Source organism: Wolbachia endosymbiont (group A) of Bombylius major, assembly GCF_947251895.1.
Lineage (GTDB): Bacteria > Pseudomonadota > Alphaproteobacteria > Rickettsiales > Anaplasmataceae > Wolbachia > Wolbachia pipientis.
The window spans coordinates 766,818-787,161 of sequence record NZ_OX366395.1; the positions used below are offsets into that span (position 1 = coordinate 766,818).

The 20,344-nt window shown below is 35.9% G+C and carries 14 protein-coding genes and 4 pseudogenes; 7 read left to right on the forward strand and 11 right to left on the reverse strand.

All coding sequences use genetic code 11. The features are described 5' to 3' along the window. Positions 1–74 precede the first annotated feature (74 nt). From OPR49_RS03650 to OPR49_RS03690, 9 genes and pseudogenes are all read right to left on the reverse strand, one after another. The gene (locus tag OPR49_RS03650; protein WP_265027482.1) at positions 75–1,109 is read right to left on the reverse strand and encodes a Fic family protein; all 1,035 of its coding nucleotides are present in this window, start codon (positions 1,107–1,109) and stop codon (positions 75–77) included. Between the two features lie 182 nt (positions 1,110–1,291). Beyond that, complete coding sequence (locus OPR49_RS03655) at positions 1,292–2,380, reverse strand: IS481 family transposase (RefSeq protein WP_265027486.1); 1,089 nt, start codon at positions 2,378–2,380, stop codon at positions 1,292–1,294. Positions 2,381–2,462: 82 nt separating this feature from the next. Further along, a complete protein-coding gene (locus tag OPR49_RS03660) occupies positions 2,463–2,954 on the reverse strand; it encodes a hypothetical protein (protein WP_265027483.1) in 492 nt (163 codons plus the stop codon). 196 nt (positions 2,955–3,150) lie between these two features. Then, positions 3,151–3,453: pseudogene (locus tag OPR49_RS03665) on the reverse strand (nuclease/transposase family protein); the annotation flags it as partial. A 95-nt stretch (positions 3,454–3,548) separates the two neighbouring features. Further along, positions 3,549–4,526, reverse strand: coding sequence for a group II intron maturase-specific domain-containing protein (locus OPR49_RS03670; protein ID WP_406833430.1), 978 nt, complete (start codon positions 4,524–4,526; stop codon positions 3,549–3,551). Next, positions 4,432–5,304 (reverse strand): reverse transcriptase N-terminal domain-containing protein, encoded by an 873-nt coding sequence (locus OPR49_RS03675; RefSeq protein ID WP_406833427.1) that lies wholly within the window; start codon positions 5,302–5,304, stop codon positions 4,432–4,434. The genes OPR49_RS03670 and OPR49_RS03675 overlap by 95 nt, the downstream gene beginning before the upstream one ends. A 451-nt stretch (positions 5,305–5,755) precedes the next feature. After that, positions 5,756–6,052: pseudogene (locus tag OPR49_RS03680) on the reverse strand (PD-(D/E)XK nuclease family transposase); the annotation flags it as partial. 52 nt (positions 6,053–6,104) lie between these two features. Further along, positions 6,105–7,492: pseudogene (locus OPR49_RS03685) on the reverse strand (IS4 family transposase). A gap of 54 nt (positions 7,493–7,546) precedes the next feature. Then, a pseudogene (locus OPR49_RS03690) lies at positions 7,547–8,159 on the reverse strand (DUF6444 domain-containing protein); the annotation flags it as partial. Positions 8,160–8,590: 431 nt separating this feature from the next. On the opposite strand from OPR49_RS03690, the gene OPR49_RS03695 reads away from it, so the two are divergent. The 7 genes from OPR49_RS03695 to leuS all read left to right on the forward strand — a co-directional run bounded on the left by OPR49_RS03695 (position 8,591) and on the right by leuS (position 16,205). Beyond that, positions 8,591–9,232, forward strand: coding sequence for a protocatechuate 3,4-dioxygenase (locus OPR49_RS03695; protein ID WP_265027484.1), 642 nt, complete (start codon positions 8,591–8,593; stop codon positions 9,230–9,232). Between the two features lie 96 nt (positions 9,233–9,328). Beyond that, entirely contained in the window at positions 9,329–10,831 is a 1,503-nt protein-coding gene (locus OPR49_RS03700) for a leucyl aminopeptidase (RefSeq protein WP_265027515.1), read from the forward strand. Positions 10,832–11,202: 371 nt separating this feature from the next. Beyond that, the gene (locus OPR49_RS03705; protein WP_265027485.1) at positions 11,203–12,390 is read left to right on the forward strand and encodes an MFS transporter; all 1,188 of its coding nucleotides are present in this window, start codon (positions 11,203–11,205) and stop codon (positions 12,388–12,390) included. 60 nt (positions 12,391–12,450) lie between these two features. Next, positions 12,451–12,756 carry an integration host factor subunit alpha gene (locus tag OPR49_RS03710; protein WP_265026679.1) on the forward strand — a complete coding sequence of 102 codons (306 nt, stop codon included), beginning with the start codon at positions 12,451–12,453 and terminating at the stop codon, positions 12,754–12,756. Next, the gene (locus OPR49_RS03715; RefSeq protein WP_265026680.1) at positions 12,756–13,082 is read left to right on the forward strand and encodes a MerR family transcriptional regulator; all 327 of its coding nucleotides are present in this window, start codon (positions 12,756–12,758) and stop codon (positions 13,080–13,082) included. Before OPR49_RS03710 ends, OPR49_RS03715 begins: the two co-directional genes overlap by 1 nt. A gap of 45 nt (positions 13,083–13,127) precedes the next feature. Further along, a complete protein-coding gene (locus OPR49_RS03720; RefSeq protein ID WP_265026681.1) occupies positions 13,128–13,724 on the forward strand; it encodes a murein hydrolase activator EnvC family protein in 597 nt (198 codons plus the stop codon). Between the two features lie 12 nt (positions 13,725–13,736). Next, entirely contained in the window at positions 13,737–16,205 is a 2,469-nt protein-coding gene (leuS, locus tag OPR49_RS03725) for a leucine--tRNA ligase (RefSeq protein WP_265026682.1), read from the forward strand. Between the two features lie 207 nt (positions 16,206–16,412). Here leuS and OPR49_RS03730 read toward each other — a convergent pair whose 3' ends face one another. Beyond that, positions 16,413–17,501 carry an IS481 family transposase gene (locus tag OPR49_RS03730; RefSeq protein ID WP_265027486.1) on the reverse strand — a complete coding sequence of 363 codons (1,089 nt, stop codon included), beginning with the start codon at positions 17,499–17,501 and terminating at the stop codon, positions 16,413–16,415. Positions 17,502–18,319: 818 nt separating this feature from the next. Beyond that, positions 18,320–19,615 carry a Na+/H+ antiporter NhaC family protein gene (locus tag OPR49_RS03735; RefSeq protein WP_265026683.1) on the reverse strand — a complete coding sequence of 432 codons (1,296 nt, stop codon included), beginning with the start codon at positions 19,613–19,615 and terminating at the stop codon, positions 18,320–18,322. Positions 19,616–20,344: the final 729 nt, after the last annotated feature.

The window sequence follows — 20,344 nt, forward strand, 5'->3', positions numbered from 1 at the left end:
TTTGTACAGCTGTGATCTATATTCTATAGCTGAATAATTTAACAATTCAAAATGAATACATATCCTATTGAGCTCTATATTACATACCAGGTTGCTTTGCCTTTTCCATGCTGAGTGATGTGATTACTCTTTACGAGATTAGATACGTGCTTCTTTAAGGTATTGCAGTTTGCTTTAGTAATATTTTCCAAATCCTTAATTGTAAGACGTCCATGTTTGCTGAGTAGTACTAATACTTTAGCAGAAAGTGGTGGTAAATAGAGATTTAACACTTTTTCATGTGACACCTTTTGTTCAAGATGAAATTTTTGCTTTTGTAGTGACCTTAAAAAGAATATAAGCCATGGATTAAAATCATAGCTGCTCGTCTTCAAGGATTGTTGAGTACGACGCAAAGCTAAGTAGTAACTCTCCTTATTACTTTCAAGGGAACTGTAAGGTACATAGATATACCCTAACTTTAGTAACAAGAAAGTTGTGAGAATGCGTGATAATCTGCCATTTCCATCCTGGAAGGGATGAATAGCTAAAAAAGTAACTATAAAAATGCCAATAATTAATAGAGGGTGTAACGATTTCACCTCTAATTGCTGGCTAGTCCAATAAATAAGTTCTTGCATTTGTGTTGCTGTCTCAAATGGAGAGGCTGTTTCAAAAACTATGCCCAAGCTTTTTCCAGATTCATCAAACGCTTCAACATGATTGGGGAATTTTTTATATTCTCCCATGTGCCTTTGATCTTTATATGAAAATTGTAAAAGCCAGATGTGAAACTGTTTTATAGTGTTTTCTGTAAATGGCATCTTGTTAAAGTTTTGAAATACTTCTTCACACACATACGCATATCCGGCTATTTCTCGTTCATCTAGAGAACGAAATGAGCGTGTATCAAGTTTGGATAGTAATTGCTCAACTTCACGGTCTGATAATCTTGCCCCTTCAATACGAGTAGAAGAACCAATACTTTCAATTGTTGCAATTTTCTTGAGCATTTGTAAACGTTCTGGAGCTAAATTACCAAACAATTGCCATGCTCCTTTAAATTCATCAATTTCAGCAACTAATTTTAACATTTCAGGTGTTATTACAATTTTTGAAATGTCAAACATATCTGTATTTTTATCTAGTTATATTCAATTATATTCGAAAATATCCTATTAGCAAAGAATACTTGTGAGACACACACTAAAGAATGAATTTTGGTAGGCATAAAAGCAGCTATTTTATGTTAAAATACAACATTTTGATGAAATTATATATAAAAGACAAGATTTAATCTGACAGAGAAGAATTAACTGACAGAAGAATTGACGTAGTCAAAACTAATATCAGGCTGTTGTTTAATGCTACTAATATTTTTCTGAAAAGCAATATGTTTACTGTCAAAAAACGTTTGCATAGGTGTTTTGCCATAGCAGTATTTGCCTGAGTGAGGCCTTGTCTCATTGTAAGAACGCAACCAATGATCAACATCGATCTGTAGATCCTCCAAAGAATAGTAGATTTTCTTTCTAAAGATAATATTGTAACACTCATCTTGCATAGTTCTATGGAATCTTTCACATATGCCATTAGTTTGTGGAGAGTTGGCTTTGGTTCTAGAATGATCGATATTTTCGATTCCTAAATATAGCTGATAAGCGTGATTTTCGGGCTTGCCACAATACTCCGTACCCCTATCAGTTAGAATGCGTAATAATGGAATTCTCTGCTCATCAAAAAATGGGATAACTCTATCGTTAAGAAGATCTGCAGCTGTAATAGCTGTTCTGTCCGTGTAAAGTTTAACCATTGCAACTCTGGAATAAGTATCAACAAAAGTTTGCTGATAAATGCGCCCTATGCCTTTGATATTGCCCACATAATAGGTATCTTGAGAACCCAAATAACCTGGATGTTGCGTCTCAATTTCACCATGAGCTTCCCTTTGTTCTTTCACTTTTTCTAAAGCTGCAAGTTGTTCTTCAGTTAAAATGATTCCGTCTTGAGCTACTTTTGCCTCCAGTGCTTTAAGTCTCTTTTTCAAAGTTTCAAGGTCATTTCTTAGCCATACAGATCTTACTCCTCCTTGGGAAATTATTATACCTCTTTTTCTCAGCTCATTTGCAGCTCTTTCTTGTCCATATGCAGGAAATTCTGTAGCTATGCCAATTATTGCTCTTTCTATATCTTCCGAAACTCTGTTTGCTAATAGCGGTTTTTTCTTACTTATTTCATGTAATGCTTCTTCTCCCCCATTTTCATATAACTCCTTGAATCGATAAAATGTATCTCTTGAGTATCCCATCACTTTGCACGCTTGAGACACATTTCCTAATTGTTTTGCTAGCTCTAGTAATCCTAGTTTTGGTTTTAGTATTTTTGTTTGTATTGTACTCATTTCTAACACTCCTTATTTTTATTATTCTTAACTTACTTTTTTAAAGTGTCATATCAAGTCCTGTTTAATACATGTTATGCAGCTATATGTTTGCAACTTTTAAGTTATTCTGTAGTTTTTCAGTACCATCGGTAGTATCTACATTACTAAGTTTTGCGTCTGGCGTATCTTTAGACAAGTCGTTTTTCTTCTCTTTATCAAGCTTAACTCCCTGATAGATACAGAATGCAACAAAACTAGTTATTGCTATTGCGGCAACAGCACTGACTATGGCACAAATTAGTAGTGTTTTTTCTTGATCTGCTACTGTTTCTGTGAGTGTTTCCACTTTTTCTTGCAGGCCGTTTAAGTGCTCTTGCATACCTTGAAACTGCTTAGTACCAATCTTGTCTTTTAATGCACTAAAAACTTTTTCAAACTGCTCAGCATCTATCTTTTGAGCTTCTTGCCATTCTCTTAATGCACCAAAAACTTTTTCAAACTGCTCAGCATCCATCTGTTGAAGTTTTTCTAGTTCTTTTATTTGTGACTCATTAGAACCGAAAAAAAAATCATGAAACCAATTTGTTGACATTTTTACCTCCTAGCTAATTAATATATTATAATTTTACATTCCCAATGTTTAAATTATTATTAAATTAACTGTCATTATGTATTGATCTTTTAATAATTTTGTTTGACTTGCTTTTTGAAAGTGCGAAAACTTAAATTAAGGTACTTACGAAATACATGAAGAAAAATGCTTATTGTATTTTTGTAACCATTCACACTTAATTCTGCAATTCTTTGATCTCACTCATGGAGAGGCCAGTAAACTTAACAATAGTGGTGACATCAACATTATTAGCTAGCATTGTTTTTGCAACTTCAATTTTTCCTTCCTTTTTAGCATCATCAAGTTTTTGTTCAAGAACAGCCCGTTCATCACGAATACGTTTTATTTCCTGTTCGTAGGCAATAAATTCTTTCTCTGACCAGTTGAATCTATTTAGTTCTTCATATGCCTTTTTAATTATTACATCACTACCTATTATCTTTTCCAATTCTTCTTCGCTAGTTTCATCTGCATATTGTTGTCTAAGTGAAGAAGGTCGCCCTTCCTCACTCGACTGCAAAACCGTACGTGAGACTTTGCGCCTCATACGGCTTCTCTCTAATTTGGTGCTTTTCATGCACACCTCCTGTGTAATTCATCGTGACAATGTCCATGTAACAAAGATAAGTTTGTGATCATATTGTTTTGTCTATTCCGGTCTTTGTGATGTATTTCTATTGTATCATCACTTTTAAACCATAGTCTACAATTATCGCATTTACTTTGTTGCAACCTCAATAATTTTATTACTCCTAGTGGCTTATCTGGTATTTTTCTCAGACGTTTACCCCAATATACCCAATCACCATCATATGGGGATCTGGTTTTTTGCACTTTGATATGTCGTTTAATAACATGATCGCTGTGTATAGTAAGACGTACCTTGTTACTTGTCATAAAGCGCCAGTTTTCGTTATTATACTTCTTAAAGTACTTTCTTTTTATCCAGCATCTCCCTTTGTTTGGGTGCCTAAAAACTGCCCACTTCCAGAGTTTTCTATGCATAATATTATCCAATGAGCTAAAGATTTTACATGAAACTACCGAGGAGTAATATTGACTCCATCCTCTGTTTATTGGATTGAGATCCTTTATCACCCGCTCTTGTGGTGCTCCACGCATTTCTCTGAGCTTATGTTTAATAGCTAGTGTATGTTGTTTTATAGAATTACGACTTGGTTTGATTAATAACTTGTAACCTTTCTTACTTTCTTTTATTGGATATTGTCTTATTGAAAAACCAAGAAAATCAAATCCTGGTTTTGTTTCGTCAATGGTTCTTAATGTATGAGAAACTCTTGTTTTAGAGGGCTTTAATTTTAATCCAATGGTTTCTAACCATTCTTCAACTAAAATTTTTGCTTTAAGAATAATCTCTTCGTTTTCATGTATGATGACAAAATCATCACAGTAGAAAATTACACTAATAGACTTTTGCGCGTTTCTATGCGATATCCTACCATATTTTCTTTTCATGCATTGAAAGAGTTCGTTTGTTAATGCTTTTTTGACATGTTGCTCTAATCCGTGTAATGCAACACAAGCTAGCAACGGTGAGATCGTCCCTCCTTGAATTGTACCACGTTTTGTGGATTGAAGCTTTCCATCTTCCATAACACCAGCTCCTAACCATCCTCTTATGATTTTCTTTAATGTTGGTGTGGTTTTCAAGCAATTTATTATGGTTAATATTGTCAAAGCATCCAGAAATATCAGCATCTAATACATATGCTGTTTTCTGTTTGAGCACATCAAATATGGCTTCAATTGCATCATGACATGATCTACCAGGTCTAAAACCATAAGTGTTTGGCTCAAGTTTTGCCTCCCATTCTGGTTCTAAAGCCATTTTTACAAGTGTTTGTTTTGCTCGACACGATATAGTGGGTATACCAAGCGGGCGATGCTCCGATGGCTTACCAGATTTTGGAATCCAGACACGTCTTGATGGCTTTGCTTTTTCTTTTATATCTAAAGAATATGATAGTTGTAATCTTTCTTTTTGATTAAGGTTAGCTTTTCCATCAATACCTGCAGTCTTCTTCCCCCTATTGTCCTGTGTTACTTTCCTAACAGCGAGTGTTTTTGCACTTGTTGATTTGAGTAATAATCTCTGAAGATTATGCATCTTTTTGATATCATTACATTTAGAAGCTTGGTAAATTCGTTTTTGTAGCTTAAATGAAGATTTCTTTAGCTTGCGCCAAGGAATTCCATTCCATTCATACCTAACTTTTTGCTGGTCCATAACATATTCACTACTATTCACCACTTTACCTTCCAAATTAAAGTGTTTACGTCTGCATATCCCAGATATTACTTTGGGCATTAGCTTCTTAAACAATCCTTCCACATAGCAGCTTGTGGTTGGCTACTTACTTATATTTTAATGAATATAAGAGCTTCTATGTGGTTACTCTGTTCCATGGCTTCGTTTCACGTTAAACTTAGATTCCTACTATTTGCCGGAAGCTTGGAACATCAATAACTAAAGTCTTCAATCTTTAGTTCCCTTTTTGCTTCGTACCATTTTGGTCTATGCGTAATTCAATCTCTTTTCGCATATTATGCTTTGACGACAATTCAAACATAGGTTCCTCTCGTAATCATATCTAACTCTGTTTGCAAGGATTCACCATGAGGTTTAGTGTTACCTGCTTTTATCTCATGCTTGCACCCCAAAGATTGCCACCCTTTAAAATGTGAGATATACATTATCCCCGATGTCTAGGGAAAGTGGAATTTAACCACCACAAAACCACGACTTTCAGGGTCGCACTAAAAAAATAAATCCATTTTTCAACAATATTTGAAAGCTGATCTTCTTTTGTCTTATTAAACTTTGGTAGCTCGATGAAAGTGCAACTAAAATCTTTGAGATCATGTTCATAGGTAATTTTATCAAAAGTAACGTGATCAGATTTGTAAGCCAGCTTGTTAGGAAATAAGATAAAATCGGCGATAGCAATAAAAATAACTCCTTTAAGATCTTGATCACCTTTGTGAGCTTGACTTGAATAAGCTTTAGCAGCATAGTATTGAGCACGTTTCTCAAAACCTTTATCACGAGCAAACTGGTCAGGTAAGGAAGCAGTATTACTACTACTCCCTCCCTTAGAAACCTTACTATTACCCACAAATATGAGGTTCATGAGCAAGTCTCCATCCTTCTGCTAGATCAAAGAGACGTCTCCACCCTTTCCAAAGAGTAATTGGTCCTGGTTTTGGGTCGCTTTTTCTTGCTAAATGACCTCCAAGTTCACGAAACGGCTTCTTTTATAGTAGGGGCTATATTTGGACATGGTTTCCTGTGTATTTTAACATATAAAACTTTCCATTCTTCCTCAGCTAATAAGGCAGTACATGGTAATGTTGGGTTAGTTCTTGCAATTGATGTAATAAAGAAAATTCTCCAAGCAATAATGCTCATGACTGTTAAATACCTCATTAATCTTTCTGCTGTTCCAAGTCTACATTCCTCAACTTTGAGACCAGATTTTAAAATCTTATGCAATATCTCTATTTTCCATCTCAAACAATACCAACTAACTTTTTCAACAGCTTCTTCAAAAGTACTGACCGGAAGATTTGTCAAAAGCATCCACTCTAGAGGACTTGCTTCGGGAGGAGAGTTTTTTTCAACAACATGAATTGCGTGAAGTTGTAGACTCTGTCGGTTTATATTTTATGTGACCTTCTTTACATTTTATATGGCCTTCATGTGATAAATTTTCCGAACCTAATTTCTAAAAACGCTGTCCTTTTTTGCTTGTTATCTCTAGCAGGGATTTCAACTTCTACTTTTCCAGCGCAAGGGAGACCTTGGATAAATGACCATAATTTTTGCTTGTTCCTGGTATGCATGAATTTTTTATTTACATTTCTGTTGTGGCGAGCTCTTACTAAAATTGCTGAGTTAAGATTATGTGCAAGTTCAAAAAAATCATGCATATCTGCTTCTCTGTCACATACAGTTATAGCTTCGGTTTGGGCCAGATCTATAATATTATTTGTTTTCTTAAAACTTTCTAGCCATTTCATACTTTCTTTATCCTCAATATGAACGTTGTTACGATGGCTCTTTAGTCTTTTTTCTTCTTCAGAAATGAGTTGCCTCGAGTAAATCTTTTGATCCAGTATTCCCAGCTTCCGTACTAACAGCAAGGGCTGTATGCATTACTGCTCCTTTTCCAGCAATAGTTCCCAATCCGCTTATGGCTTGAGTATGAAATATAAGTTGTATCTTGAATCACAAGAATTCTTTTATGAGCTTTTGTTCTTTCAACTGTTTTATCAATGTGTGAAGCTAGAATATCGACTTCTTTTACGTTCTCATTTTGAAAAAAACGATATGCTGCTTTTGCTTCTGACCAACTTCCGCATGCCTCATTAATTGAGCTTTCAGGTAAACTTATCAAACTGTCAGCAATATTTACTAATCGGTCAGTTAATCTTTTATCTCCAAGTACAGCATCTCCAAATTCATTTTTAGCCCATTCATTACTCTCGTTTGCCATTTTTATACCCTCAATATTTGCAAACTCTAATATTCTAATACTTGATTTATAAGTACATTTATATTTGTGGGTAATAGTAAGATTTGATATGCTGCCAACACTTATGTTCAAATTAAAAATGTCATTTATGATACTAGCCACTTCACGCTTTGAGTTTTTGTAAAATCCGCTGAGTGCTGCAATTATAGACTTAACCCTTGGACCAAATGTATCTGGCGTAACACCTTCTGGTAACTTGCTACTTTTTCTTTTTCTGCATCTCCGACAACGACCATGTTCCAATTACTACATAAGGCCTAATTTCCGGAAGATCAACTTTTTGGTGAACATAAGGTTTTTCGCATATTACAAGCTCTCCTCCGCATTCGCAAATATTAGGCAACTCTATTTTTACTACTTTATCCGCTTCCATTGTGGCATGAAAATTTCCTTTATGCCCAACCTGATCGCCAACATTCCTTTCGCTTTTTGGCTTGTCCTTTTTTGTTTTGTACAATTCTTTAGAGCTCGGTAGAGATGAATTTTTCGAGTTTAAACCAAGCCTCTCTTTCAACTCAGCGTTCTCAATCCTCAAGGCCTTATTTTCTGCCTCTAACTCTTCTATCCTCCCTTCCAACTTTTCTATTTTTTGCTGTAAATTTTTGCAGAGTTCTAAAAGGTTTACCACATTACCTCACTTTTGCTCTATGATTATCTTTTTAGATCACTTTGTCTACCTTATTCTACCACTCCGCTGAACGGATACAATTTACTAAGCAGAAAAAAAGGCAAAAGAAATCCCGTGTTAGCTAGTTGTCACTCTCTAATCCTGCAAATTGGCGTACTATACTGTCTTAAACGACTTATAAGCGCGTTTCAGCTTATATAGGTAAAAACCCAGAAATGTTGTGAAGACATAAGGTGCACATAGTGCAAAAAATTAAAAATAAGACGCCAACTACGTTGTTTTCTTGCTGTTTAATCTGCACAGATGAAGATAACTGAATACCTTCAGTACAATGATAAGGGGGCTGGCGAAGGGTGTCAAGCAAGTTTTTTCGTTTCTATTTCCAATAAAAGTTTGTTATATGGTTATGCAAGAAGTCTATTATAAATGAAATGAATGTGAAAAATATCTTATTAGCGTTTTTAGTACAAATGGTATTCAGTTTGCCGCTATTTGCAGCTGATCCTGTTTTGCTCAACTGCATTGAAACTCCGGAAATATATGACCTTGATGCAAGGCCAAAAAATTTTAGCTCTTCAAACAATTTAAGAAGGAAACCTGGTTCTCCAAATAGTGCAACAGGAGAATTAATACACATAGTGGGTAGAATTACTGATATAAACTGTTTACCAATACAAAATGCTGTATTTTCTATATGGCACGCGAATTCACGCGGCGTGAACCATTACGATAAGAATATAGAGGATGATCCGAATTTTGCTGGATCAGGAAGGTTTGTAGTGAATAATCTTGGCTATTATAATTTTATTACGATAGCACCTGGTAAAATTGGTGATAGAGCTCCACATATCAACTTTCTAGTTCAACATCCAGATTTTCCAGAATTCACAACGCAAATGTTTTTTGCTGACCATAATTGCGATAATTGTGCTGATCCTGTTCTTGGAGATTTTGTTAGTAATGGGCTTGCAAGCCTTCTCATAACACCATTTACTTACAGTGATCAGGTCATAAAAACCTATACGTTTAACATTACCTTGGGCGGATATAATAAGTTCTCTAATAAAAGATAAAAAACCTTGCATGTAAGGGAGTCCATAGTAAACTTAAGTGTTATTGTACTTAGGATGTATATGAAAAATATCTTACTGATGTTTTTGCTGTGTTTTATGTACAGTTTACAATTATTTGCAATGGAGATGCCAGCAATGAAAATAACAATTTCTAAAATTTCGCCCGATTTTAAAACAATAATAACGGGTTTATTTGAGGACAACGAAACCGTAAATGATGGCGGAGTTTTGCAAGGAAAACAGGTCATAGATAATATAAAGCAATTTAGCGATTTCAATGGAAGTTTTGGCGAATTTTTCTCTACTGCTTTGCCAGAAGAAAAAAATGTCATAGTTGTTGGACTTGGTAAGAAGGATGAATGGAATGAAAATAAAGAATTGAATATTGGCGGTAAAATATGTTGTGAACTAAGCAGATTAAAAATTAAAAAAGCAGCGGTTTTAATCGAAGGTAGTGCAGCAAATGTTGCATATGGTGCGTTTCTGCGTAGTTTTAAGTTTGATAAATATAAAACTAAAAAGGATGAGAAAATTACAGAGGTAGAGGAGATTACCGTATTAGTAAAAGATGAACAATTAAGTGATGCTGAAAGATCATTTGAGCACTTAAGGCAAGAAGGTGAGAGTATATTCCTGGCGCGCTCTTTTATAACAGAGCCTCCTAACATTCTATATCCAGAATCCTATGCTGATCATATAAAAAAAGAACTTACTAAGCTTGGCCTTGAAATCGAAGTGCTTGATAAAAAGCAGATGGAAGAGAAAAAAATGGGAGCCTTGCTTGGAGTCGCACAAGGAAGTAGTAAAGAACCAAAATTAGTAGTGATAAAATGGAATGGGGCTTCTAAAGAACAAAAGCCTATAGCTTTTGTTGGTAAAGGTATAACGTTTGACACTGGTGGAGTATCACTCAAACCTTCACGTGGTATGGAGTCGATGAAATATGACATGGCAGGCTCTGCTACTGTGGTTGGGGTGATGCATGCTTTAGCAGGACGAAAAGCAAAAGTAAATGCAATTGGCGTGGTCGCACTTGCAGAAAATGCAGTGGGTGGTAATGCTCAAAGACCAAGTGATGTAGTAACTTCAATGTCTGGACAAACAATAGAAGTGTTGAACACCGATGCAGAAGGAAGGCTCATACTTGCAGATGCTTTATGGTATACGCAAGATAGATTCTCACCAAAATTTATGATTGATCTTGCAACTTTAACTGGTGCTATAGTGGTTGCACTTGGAAATAACGAATATGCTGGTCTTTTTTCAAATAATGATGAATTAGCAAACTGTCTGATTGATGCAGGAAATGAAGTAAATGAGAAGTTATGGCGTTTTCCTATGAATGAAACTTATGACAAAATTATTGATTCACCGATTGCTGATGTTCAAAACATCGCTCCTGCAGGCTCTGGTGGAGATAGCATAATGGCTGCACAGTTTTTACAGCGTTTTGTGAATGAAACTTGCTGGGCACATTTAGATATCGCAGGCACTGCTTGGCACGAGAAAGGTACTGACATTTGTCCAAGAGGAGCAGTAGGTTTTGGTGTAAGGTTACTTAATAAGTTGGTTGAGAAGTACTACGAAGCCAATGATTAAAGGTCTTTATACTGGATTTATGGCTTAGCTACATGAACGTTTATTTTCGAGGCGCAGCAAATGAAAGTAGCTGATACATATTTCTTTTTTTCTGGATTCCAGTGTCAGTTACTTTCATGACACCCTGACAACCGTCATCCCGCTACTTGTTAGCGGCTGAGATACCGCGAATGAATCGCGGTATGACGGTTCGTGGCGGCGTGACGATAAGCTCGTCATCCCGCTGCTTGTTAGCGGGATCTAGAGATACCGCGGCGGCATGACGTAGGGAAACCGTTTTTTGGGTTAGCTATAACAGTAGTCAGGAAACAATAGCTTAAAAAGAGACTTAGTGTTAAATTTCTAATAGATTACTTATAAAAATAAATCTTATGGAAAGCAGAGCTAAGGCTTGGTTCATTTGGCTGATTAGTAACTTGGTTGTTATATTCAGCAACATGCAGATAATTTATACCTTTATAAGTGTAAATCTTGAAAAGGAACTTGGACTTACAATCGCGCAAGTTGCGCTAGCTAACTCAGTATATACTTGGACTTTTGCTATCTTACAATTTTTTAGTGGGGCAACGTTTAATGTTTTTTCCAGTAAAAAAATTTATTTTTTCTCATTATCAACTATGATCTTGGGGTTTTTTGTCCTTATTAATAGTGACAATTTCTCCCATTTGATTTTATCTCAAGTGTTGATTGCAACTGGAGCATCATTTGGTTTTATTGGTGCTGCTCACACAAGTAGCATATGTTTTTCCGCTGCCCAATTTGGATTGATGTTTTCACTAGTGCAGACAATTTCAAGCCTTTCTGCTTTGGTGATTCAAATACTGTTCTCTAGCTTGCTTGCCGAAGATGCATATTGGAAAAATCTGATTGTATGCATAATACTATTCGGTGTGTTGATATTTGTACTTACGCTTTTTTATCCAAACACACTTCTAGAAAGCAGCTCAGAAAAGTGTACAATAAAAAGCTCTATAAGAACAGTAATGTGCTTTGTACTCACAGTGCTAAAATTAAGAGATATCTGGATAACTTCAGTGGTGGGTGCTATTACTTTTGGAACATTTTTAGCACTTAACACCCTGTGGGCTCCAAGGTTACTGGGCAACTCAGAACTCAATGCAATGGAGTCAGGTGTAGCAACTGCAATACTATGGCTTGGTCTTGCAGTTGGTGCTCCAATTGCAGATCGAATCTCAAACTTATTTAAAAATAGGAAACATGTAATCTCTGCTTTTGCTTTATTGCAAGGCGTCTCAATTATTATTTTACTATGCAGCCATTTAACAGTCCACGTTGTGTACTTTTGTATGTTAATGTTCGGGTTTTTTGCGGGAGGACATATGCTTAATTTTACTGTTGGCAGCGAGATTGTGAAACGAAAATATATTAGCACATCATCATCCATTATCAATGGGTTTATGTTTATTGTCAGCGGAATTGTAGTGTCAATGTTAGCACTTTTTACAGATCATAAAATGGCGCTTTTTGCGATATTTGCAATGTTGGCAGTTGCTAGTATTTTAAATTATGCTACAAAAGAGACATACCCTAAAAAATAAAGTAGCTGAATCTCGAGTCGATTGCTATATTATATTTACGTATTGTAATATTTATCAATAATGGATCACGTTACAACAAAAGATACAACAGTAACTAAGGCAACAATAGCTGAAAATATAAACCAAGAAATAGGATTATCAAAGGAAGACTCTGCTTCGATAATAGATGATATATTGAACGAAATAAAGACAAGCTTGGCAAAGGATGGAATAGTAAAAATATCGTCATTTGGAACATTCTTGGTTAAGAAAAAGAAGGAAAGACCAGGAAATATACCAAATACATCGGAGAAAGTGATGATTCAGGCAAGAAATTCAGTTTCTTTTAGGCCTTCAAAAATTATAAAAAAATCAATCAATAATTAATGAACAAGGAAAAATTATTTTATACGATTGGGGAAGTAGCTGAAGAGCTACATTTGGAACAGCATGTTTTGAGATTCTGGGAAGGTCAATTTCATCAAATTAAGCCTACAAAGCGTAAAGGAAGAAGGCTATATGATCGTAAGTGTATAGAGGCTATAAAGAAAGTAAAGTACATGCTATATGATAAAGGATATACAATAAAAGGAGTGCAAAAGGAATTTGGTAATGTGAATCGTGATCCAAAGAATTTGTTGCAAGAACTTACCGATTTAAGAAACTATTTAACTAGTAGAATAAATAACGAGAAAAGTAACAAGCAGACGTGAAACACTACGTCTCGCTAAAATTTTGGAGTTTTGTGAGAGTTTAAAATGTGGCATATAGCCTCATTTCTTATGTTATTAGCAATATTAATAGGCTGTGGCCTGCAAAAACCCGCACCTGTGCTGCTTAAAGGCGAAGAATTTTACGGAAAAAGAGATCTGGAATATACAAGAGAGTACCATTTAATTAGGGAGCCTTCAGTGCAAAAAGAAAGTAGAAAAGCCATCATAAATAGGATATACAGAGATAACAATAATGTACAAGACGTGGAGGTAAATTGTAAATTTATAATGCCAGTTAAAGGTTCAGCTACCTCTTCTGATGAAACGTGTAAGGATGGCATAAAAATTGCTGCTCAAAATGGAACGAACGTAATTGCCTCTGCACCCGGCAAAGTGATATATGTAGGCAAAGGGTTGAGATGGTATGGAAATTTAATTATAGTGGAACACAAAGATAATTACATGACTGTGTACTCCTATTTAAAAAACATACATGTTGAAATTGGTGATAAAGTAAAACAGGGTCAAGTAATTGGGTCTGCAGGTAAATCAAGCACACAAGATAAAGATCCACAGATGTGTTTCACAATACGACATAATGGCCAAGCGGTTGATCCTTTGATGCATATGAACTGTAATTGAATTTGGATTTATATGAAATATGATTTTAAAAATGTTGAAAAATTTTATCAAAATAAATGGGATTTTTCTGTAAGCAAGAGTAGTAAACAAGAGAAATGTTACGTATTGGAGATGTTTCCATATCCATCTGGTAAAATTCATATGGGGCACTTACGTAACTATGCAATAGGGGATGTGATAGCGCGTTACAAGAGCGCTCGTGGATTTGAGGTTTTGCATCCAATTGGCTGGGATGCGTTTGGATTACCAGCTGAGAATGCAGCAAGGGACAACAATATTAGCCCTGAAACATGGACAAAAGAGAATATAGATAATATGCGTACGCAGTTGAAATCTATAGGTCTTTCTTATAATTGGGAGCGTGAACTCTCCACATGTGAGCCTGATTACTACAAACACGAACAAAAATTTTTCCTGGATTTTTTAAAGCATGGGCTTGCCTATCGAAAAGAGTCATGGGTTAACTGGGATCCAGTGGACCAAACAGTGCTTGCAAATGAACAAGTGGTTGATGGAAAAGGATGGCGATCAGGTGCAGTTGTTGAAAAACGTAAGTTGTCCCAATGGTTTTTAAAGATTACTGATTTCGCTGAAGATTTACTCAAGTGCCTGCAAAGTTTGAAAAATTGGCCAGAAAAAGTCAAAACAATGCAGGAGCGTTGGATAGGAAAATCTGAAGGAGCAACTATAGAGTTTGAAGTAGTTGGCCTGAATAAGAAATTAAAAGTTTTTACAACTTATCCTCATACTTTGTTTGGGGCTTCTTTTTGTGCAGTGGCAGCAGAGCATCCTATTGTGCAGGATTTAAAGAATGGTTCTTCTGTTGTCATCCCAGTGCTTGACACTGGGATCCAGGAAATAAAATCGAAAAGAGAGAACGATGAAAAAATAGGAGTTTACACCGGATTAAACGTCAAACATCCATTTCTTGATAAGGAATTGCCGCTTTACATAGCGAATTTTGTGTTGATGGAATATGGGGAAGGCGCGATTTTTGGTTGCCCTGCACATGATCAGCGTGACTTTGAATTTGCACAGAAATATAATTTGCCGATTATTCCTGTAGTTCGTGAAGAGGGTGCACAAGCCACAGAGACCTTAAAAGAAGTATACACCGGTGATGGGGTAATGTTCAATTCTGAATTCTTAAACGGATTAACTGTCAGCAAAGCAAAGGAAGTAGCCATTAAAAAGCTTGAAGAAAAAGGAATAGGCAAGAAAACGATAAACTATCGTTTACATGATTGGGGAATTTCAAGGCAACGTTATTGGGGATGCCCTATACCTATAATATATTGTAAAGATTGCGGAACTGTTCCAGTGCCAGAAAAAGACCTTCCTGTGGTTCTACCTGCAGATGTAGAATTTACAAGTGGTGGCAATCCGCTGGATAAGCACCCAACTTGGAAGTTCGTTGATTGCCCAAAATGTGGAAAGCAAGCAGAGCGTGAAACTGATACATTCGACACCTTTTTTGAATCTTCCTGGTATTTTGCTGCATTCTGTAGTGGGGATAAATCAGTAAACAAAGATGCATGTAATCGTTTTATGCCTGTTGATTATTATATAGGTGGGATAGAACATGCAATTCTGCATTTGCTTTATTCAAGATTTTTCTGCCGTGCTTTAACCAAATGTGGCTATTTTGATATTAAAGAGCCTTTCTCTACTTTAATCACTCAAGGAATGGTCTGCCATGCAACTTATAAAGACGAAAATGGTAAGTGGCTATTTCCTGCAGAAGCAAAAGAGTTGATTGCACAAGGAGCTAAGGTTCAAATTGGAAAAGTCGAGAAAATGAGTAAATCGAAAAAGAACACAGTTGATCCAAATTTTATCATAGAAAAGTATGGTGCTGATACTGCTCGCTTGTTTGTGTTGTCCGACACTCCTCCGGAGAAAGATATGGAATGGTCCGATGATGGCGTGGAAGGTTGTTCTCGTTATGTAAATAAATTGTGGCGTATGGTCATGCAGCTAAGACCTGTAAATATACACTATGATAATGAAAGTGTTACGGGTGGACTTCTAGAGTACAGAAAAAAAATTCATAAACTCTTACACGGACTTACAGATGACTTGGAAAACTGCAGATTAAACTGTGTAGTGGCAAAATTTCGTGAGATGACGAATTTAATAGCTGAAATAGACGTAAAAACTGGAAAATCTCTTATTGATGAAGGTATATGTATATTAATCAGAGTAATCGAACCATTCATACCACATCTAGCTGAAAGCCTATGGCAAGGAATAGGAGGTCAACCTTGGCCAAAAGCTGATGAATCATTATTAGTTGACGATACGGTAACTATAGCAGTGCAAATCAATGGAAAATTACGTACAACAATCAAGGTGGCAATTAACTTACCTCAAGAAGAATTGAAGAAAATAGCGATAGACTCTGTGTCCAGTAAGATCGATCAAAGCAAAGTTCGCACTGTATATGCTGTACCAAATAAGATAGTAAATATAGTTATATAAAAGACCTGAGTAGTACGTTTTATATAATCTGATTTTATGGCTATACTTTTTTTGACATGTAGTTATATCTTTTTTAATACAAAGCATATATACTTATGCATTATATATTTTTTTGTATGAGGAGTTATATGAAAATAAAGAGATTGTGCGTTTTGGCTGTGTTGCTTACTTCATGTAAAAGACAAGATTTAATCTGACAGAGAAGAATTAACTGACAGAAGAATTGACGTAGTCAAAACTAATATCAGGCTGTTGTTTAATGCTACTAATATTTTTCTGAAAAGCAATATGTTTACTGTCAAAAAACGTTTGCATAGGTGTTTTGCCATAGCAGTATTTGCCTGAGTGAGGCCTTGTCTCATTGTAAGAACGCAACCAATGATCAACATCGATCTGTAGATCCTCCAAAGAATAGTAGATTTTCTTTCTAAAGATAATATTGTAACACTCATCTTGCATAGTTCTATGGAATCTTTCACATATGCCATTAGTTTGTGGAGAGTTGGCTTTGGTTCTAGAATGATCGATATTTTCGATTCCTAAATATAGCTGATAAGCGTGATTTTCGGGCTTGCCACAATACTCCGTACCCCTATCAGTTAGAATGCGTAATAATGGAATTCTCTGCTCATCAAAAAATGGGATAACTCTATCGTTAAGAAGATCTGCAGCTGTAATAGCTGTTCTGTCCGTGTAAAGTTTAACCATTGCAACTCTGGAATAAGTATCAACAAAAGTTTGCTGATAAATGCGCCCTATGCCTTTGATATTGCCCACATAATAGGTATCTTGAGAACCCAAATAACCTGGATGTTGCGTCTCAATTTCACCATGAGCTTCCCTTTGTTCTTTCACTTTTTCTAAAGCTGCAAGTTGTTCTTCAGTTAAAATGATTCCGTCTTGAGCTACTTTTGCCTCCAGTGCTTTAAGTCTCTTTTTCAAAGTTTCAAGGTCATTTCTTAGCCATACAGATCTTACTCCTCCTTGGGAAATTATTATACCTCTTTTTCTCAGCTCATTTGCAGCTCTTTCTTGTCCATATGCAGGAAATTCTGTAGCTATGCCAATTATTGCTCTTTCTATATCTTCCGAAACTCTGTTTGCTAATAGCGGTTTTTTCTTACTTATTTCATGTAATGCTTCTTCTCCCCCATTTTCATATAACTCCTTGAATCGATAAAATGTATCTCTTGAGTATCCCATCACTTTGCACGCTTGAGACACATTTCCTAATTGTTTTGCTAGCTCTAGTAATCCTAGTTTTGGTTTTAGTATTTTTGTTTGTATTGTACTCATTTCTAACACTCCTTATTTTTATTATTCTTAACTTACTTTTTTAAAGTGTCATATCAAGTCCTGTTTAATACATGTCATGAAAGTAGCTGACACTGGGATCTAGCAAGCTTTGCTTGCAAATAAGTCTAATACGCGTCGCGTTTTATGCCAAAACACAATTGGAGTTACATGCAAAATAGATCCCAGTGTCAGCTACTCGGATGACAAAAAAAGGAGCACTGGAACGACAGCAGTACTACGTCATACCGCGATTCATTCGCGGTATCCCTTAGCGGTATCCCTTAGCGGTATCCCTTAGCATAAATCCCGCTAACAAGCAGCGGGATGACGATTGTCGTTTAGCTACAAATATTTAAGAAATTTACCAAATGAAAAAAAAGGCAAAAGAAGCCCCATGGTGGTTGGCTATTTACTATGTACTAAAATATCGGCGTTTTTTTTATTCTAAAACGCTTGATTAAGAGCGATTTAGCTGCTTTTAACTTGCAACTAACCTACACCGCAAGTGTTTAAGAAATTTACTAAGCAGGAAAAAAGGCAAAGAATCCCCAGGGTAGCCAGTATTCAAATTCTCCCTTGTTCTATTTGACGTCTTTTGATGTCTTGAACAGCGCGTTTCGGCTTGTATAGCTAGAAGTTTTATAAAGACATGAGGTGCACATAGTACAAAAAATTAAACATGAGACGCCAAATACGTTGAGTTTTTTTGTCATTTAATCTGTACAGAGAAGATAAATAAATAGCTTCAGTTTCATGATAAGGGGGTTGGCGAAGGGTGTCAAGTAATTCCGTTCCTTATGGGTAAAAAAAGAGAAACTCTAAGTTGCAGCCGCACAATGTTTCTCTTTTCTGCTGTTGATGATTATTTCGCCTATTGTAACTGCCGCTAGAATAAAGCAATAATATACCTGTATTAATAAAGAAATAGGTGATACAGAGGCGATGCTACCTGCTAGCAATAGTTGGGAACCATAAGGTAAGATACCTTTTGTAGCACAAGCAAAAACATCTAATAAGTATGCGCTGCGATGTGGCGCAATACTGTGTTTTTGTGCAAGCCTTTTTGCAATGCCACCACTTAGTAAAATAGCAATGGTATTATTGGCAACTAAGGTAGTAAACATAGACGCAATTCCTGCTATCACAAATTCAGCTTTAGTTTTTGTGATATTGCTTTCATCGATGAGTTTATGCAACGCTTTTTGACCTTGCTTGTACATTATATGGCTCAATCCACCGATAAATAGAGCAAATATCACTATTTCGTTTACTTTTTTGAAACCGTCATACACGTCATGAGGAAATTGAATGATAGCATAGTCAAAAAAAGTTATTCCTAGCACACCAGCAATAATTATGTTTATAGTTATTGTTACTAAAGTGGCGACTTCAAGCAGCCCCATGATTATTAAAGAAATGTAAGGAATAATTTTTATTATAGAATAATAATCTAAATTTGATATAGAAATAATTTTTGTACTATTTGAGGCAACTGCTAGGTAGATGAGTGTTATAATGCTGGCAATAAGTGCAACTTTAGAGTTCATTTTAAGTTTATCTTTTGCTGAAGCTTCCTGTGAAGAAACAGATGCAATGGTGGTATCAGATATCATCGAAAGGTTATCGCCAAACACGGCACCACCTACTACAGTTGCAGTTCCTATTTCGAGACCAAAAGCTCCACTTTTTGCCAGATTAACAGCTATAGGTACCATCAGCGCAACAACTCCCATAGATGTGCCAATTGCAGTTGAAATAAAAGCAGAAGCCAAAAATACTCCAGGCAGCAGTAATCTTGCTGGAAGGAAATTAAGAATTAAATTAGCAACAGTGTCTGCGCTACCGATTGATTGAGTCACCGCAGAAAATGCTCCAGAAAATAAAAAAATTAAACACATAGTAAGGGTGTTTTTGTCACCCATGCCCTTGATAACAGTATCGATGTTATGCTGAATTTTATTTGTACCACGTGAGACAGCAAAAAATAGTGCTGGTAATAAGCAGATTACTGGTGAAACCTGATGAAGTGGATTATCAGTTCCGATAAAAGAAAAATAAGCACCACTTCCAAGATACAAGATTAAAAAAATAATCAAGGGGACAAAAGCTGTCATTTTACTGTACCTAAACTTATAACTATAACTAATTAAGTGGTTTTAAGCAAGTTTGGTTTTCACTAGTTCTACAGGAAGTCAATAGCAGAGTTTTAAACTTCATATTTGATCTACTAAATAAATAGCACATGTAGCTTATTGCTTGACAATAGGATCTAATTGTTGTCTAGATTCCAGCATCACGCGCACAACTGTACGAACATTTGTTTGCGAAGAAATGTTATAGCTGGTTTTGCCTCAAACACAAAGATGTCATCCGAGTAGCTGACTACTTGGATCCAGATTGGATACTGAGTTGGTGAGTATAAAAGTATAGCTAACGCGAGCTCTACGTCATACCGCCGCAGAATAATTAACCTTCATACCGCGATTCATTCGCAGTATCCCTTAGCCGCTAACAAGCAGCGGGATGACGAGCTTATCGTCATGCCGTTGCGAACCGTCATACCACGATTCATTCGCGGTATCTCTAGATCCCGCTAACAAGTAGCGGGATGACGGTTGTCGTTTAGCCATAAATACTTAAGAAATTTACCAAATGAAAAAAAGGCAAAGAAAACCCGTGCTAGTTATTCACTCTCTATTTTAAAATTTGACGTTGGGTGATGTCTTGAACAGCGCGTTTCAGCTTGTATAGGTAAAAACCTAGAAGTTTTATAAAGACATAAGGTGCACATAGTGCAAAAAATTAAACATGACACGCCAGATATACTAAGTTTTTTTGTCGTT

Bases quoted from the DNA above. Each gene is read 5' to 3' on its own strand.
- OPR49_RS03660 (WP_265027483.1), bottom strand. From the start codon at position 2,954: ATGTCAACAAATTGGTTTCATGATTTTTTTTTCGGTTCTAATGAGTCA.
- OPR49_RS03730 (WP_265027486.1), bottom strand. From the start codon at position 17,501: ATGAGTACAATACAAACAAAAATACTAAAACCAAAACTAGGATTACTA.
- OPR49_RS03735 (WP_265026683.1), bottom strand. From the start codon at position 19,615: ATGACAGCTTTTGTCCCCTTGATTATTTTTTTAATCTTGTATCTTGGA.
- leuS (WP_265026682.1), top strand. From the start codon at position 13,737: ATGAAATATGATTTTAAAAATGTTGAAAAATTTTATCAAAATAAATGG.
- OPR49_RS03650 (WP_265027482.1), bottom strand. From the start codon at position 1,109: ATGTTTGACATTTCAAAAATTGTAATAACACCTGAAATGTTAAAATTA.
- OPR49_RS03655 (WP_265027486.1), bottom strand. From the start codon at position 2,380: ATGAGTACAATACAAACAAAAATACTAAAACCAAAACTAGGATTACTA.
- OPR49_RS03720 (WP_265026681.1), top strand. From the start codon at position 13,128: ATGTGGCATATAGCCTCATTTCTTATGTTATTAGCAATATTAATAGGC.
- OPR49_RS03710 (WP_265026679.1), top strand. From the start codon at position 12,451: ATGGATCACGTTACAACAAAAGATACAACAGTAACTAAGGCAACAATA.
- OPR49_RS03715 (WP_265026680.1), top strand. From the start codon at position 12,756: ATGAACAAGGAAAAATTATTTTATACGATTGGGGAAGTAGCTGAAGAG.
- OPR49_RS03705 (WP_265027485.1), top strand. From the start codon at position 11,203: ATGGAAAGCAGAGCTAAGGCTTGGTTCATTTGGCTGATTAGTAACTTG.
- OPR49_RS03700 (WP_265027515.1), top strand. From the start codon at position 9,329: ATGTACAGTTTACAATTATTTGCAATGGAGATGCCAGCAATGAAAATA.
- OPR49_RS03675 (WP_406833427.1), bottom strand. From the start codon at position 5,304: ATGCCCAAAGTAATATCTGGGATATGCAGACGTAAACACTTTAATTTG.
- OPR49_RS03695 (WP_265027484.1), top strand. From the start codon at position 8,591: ATGAATGTGAAAAATATCTTATTAGCGTTTTTAGTACAAATGGTATTC.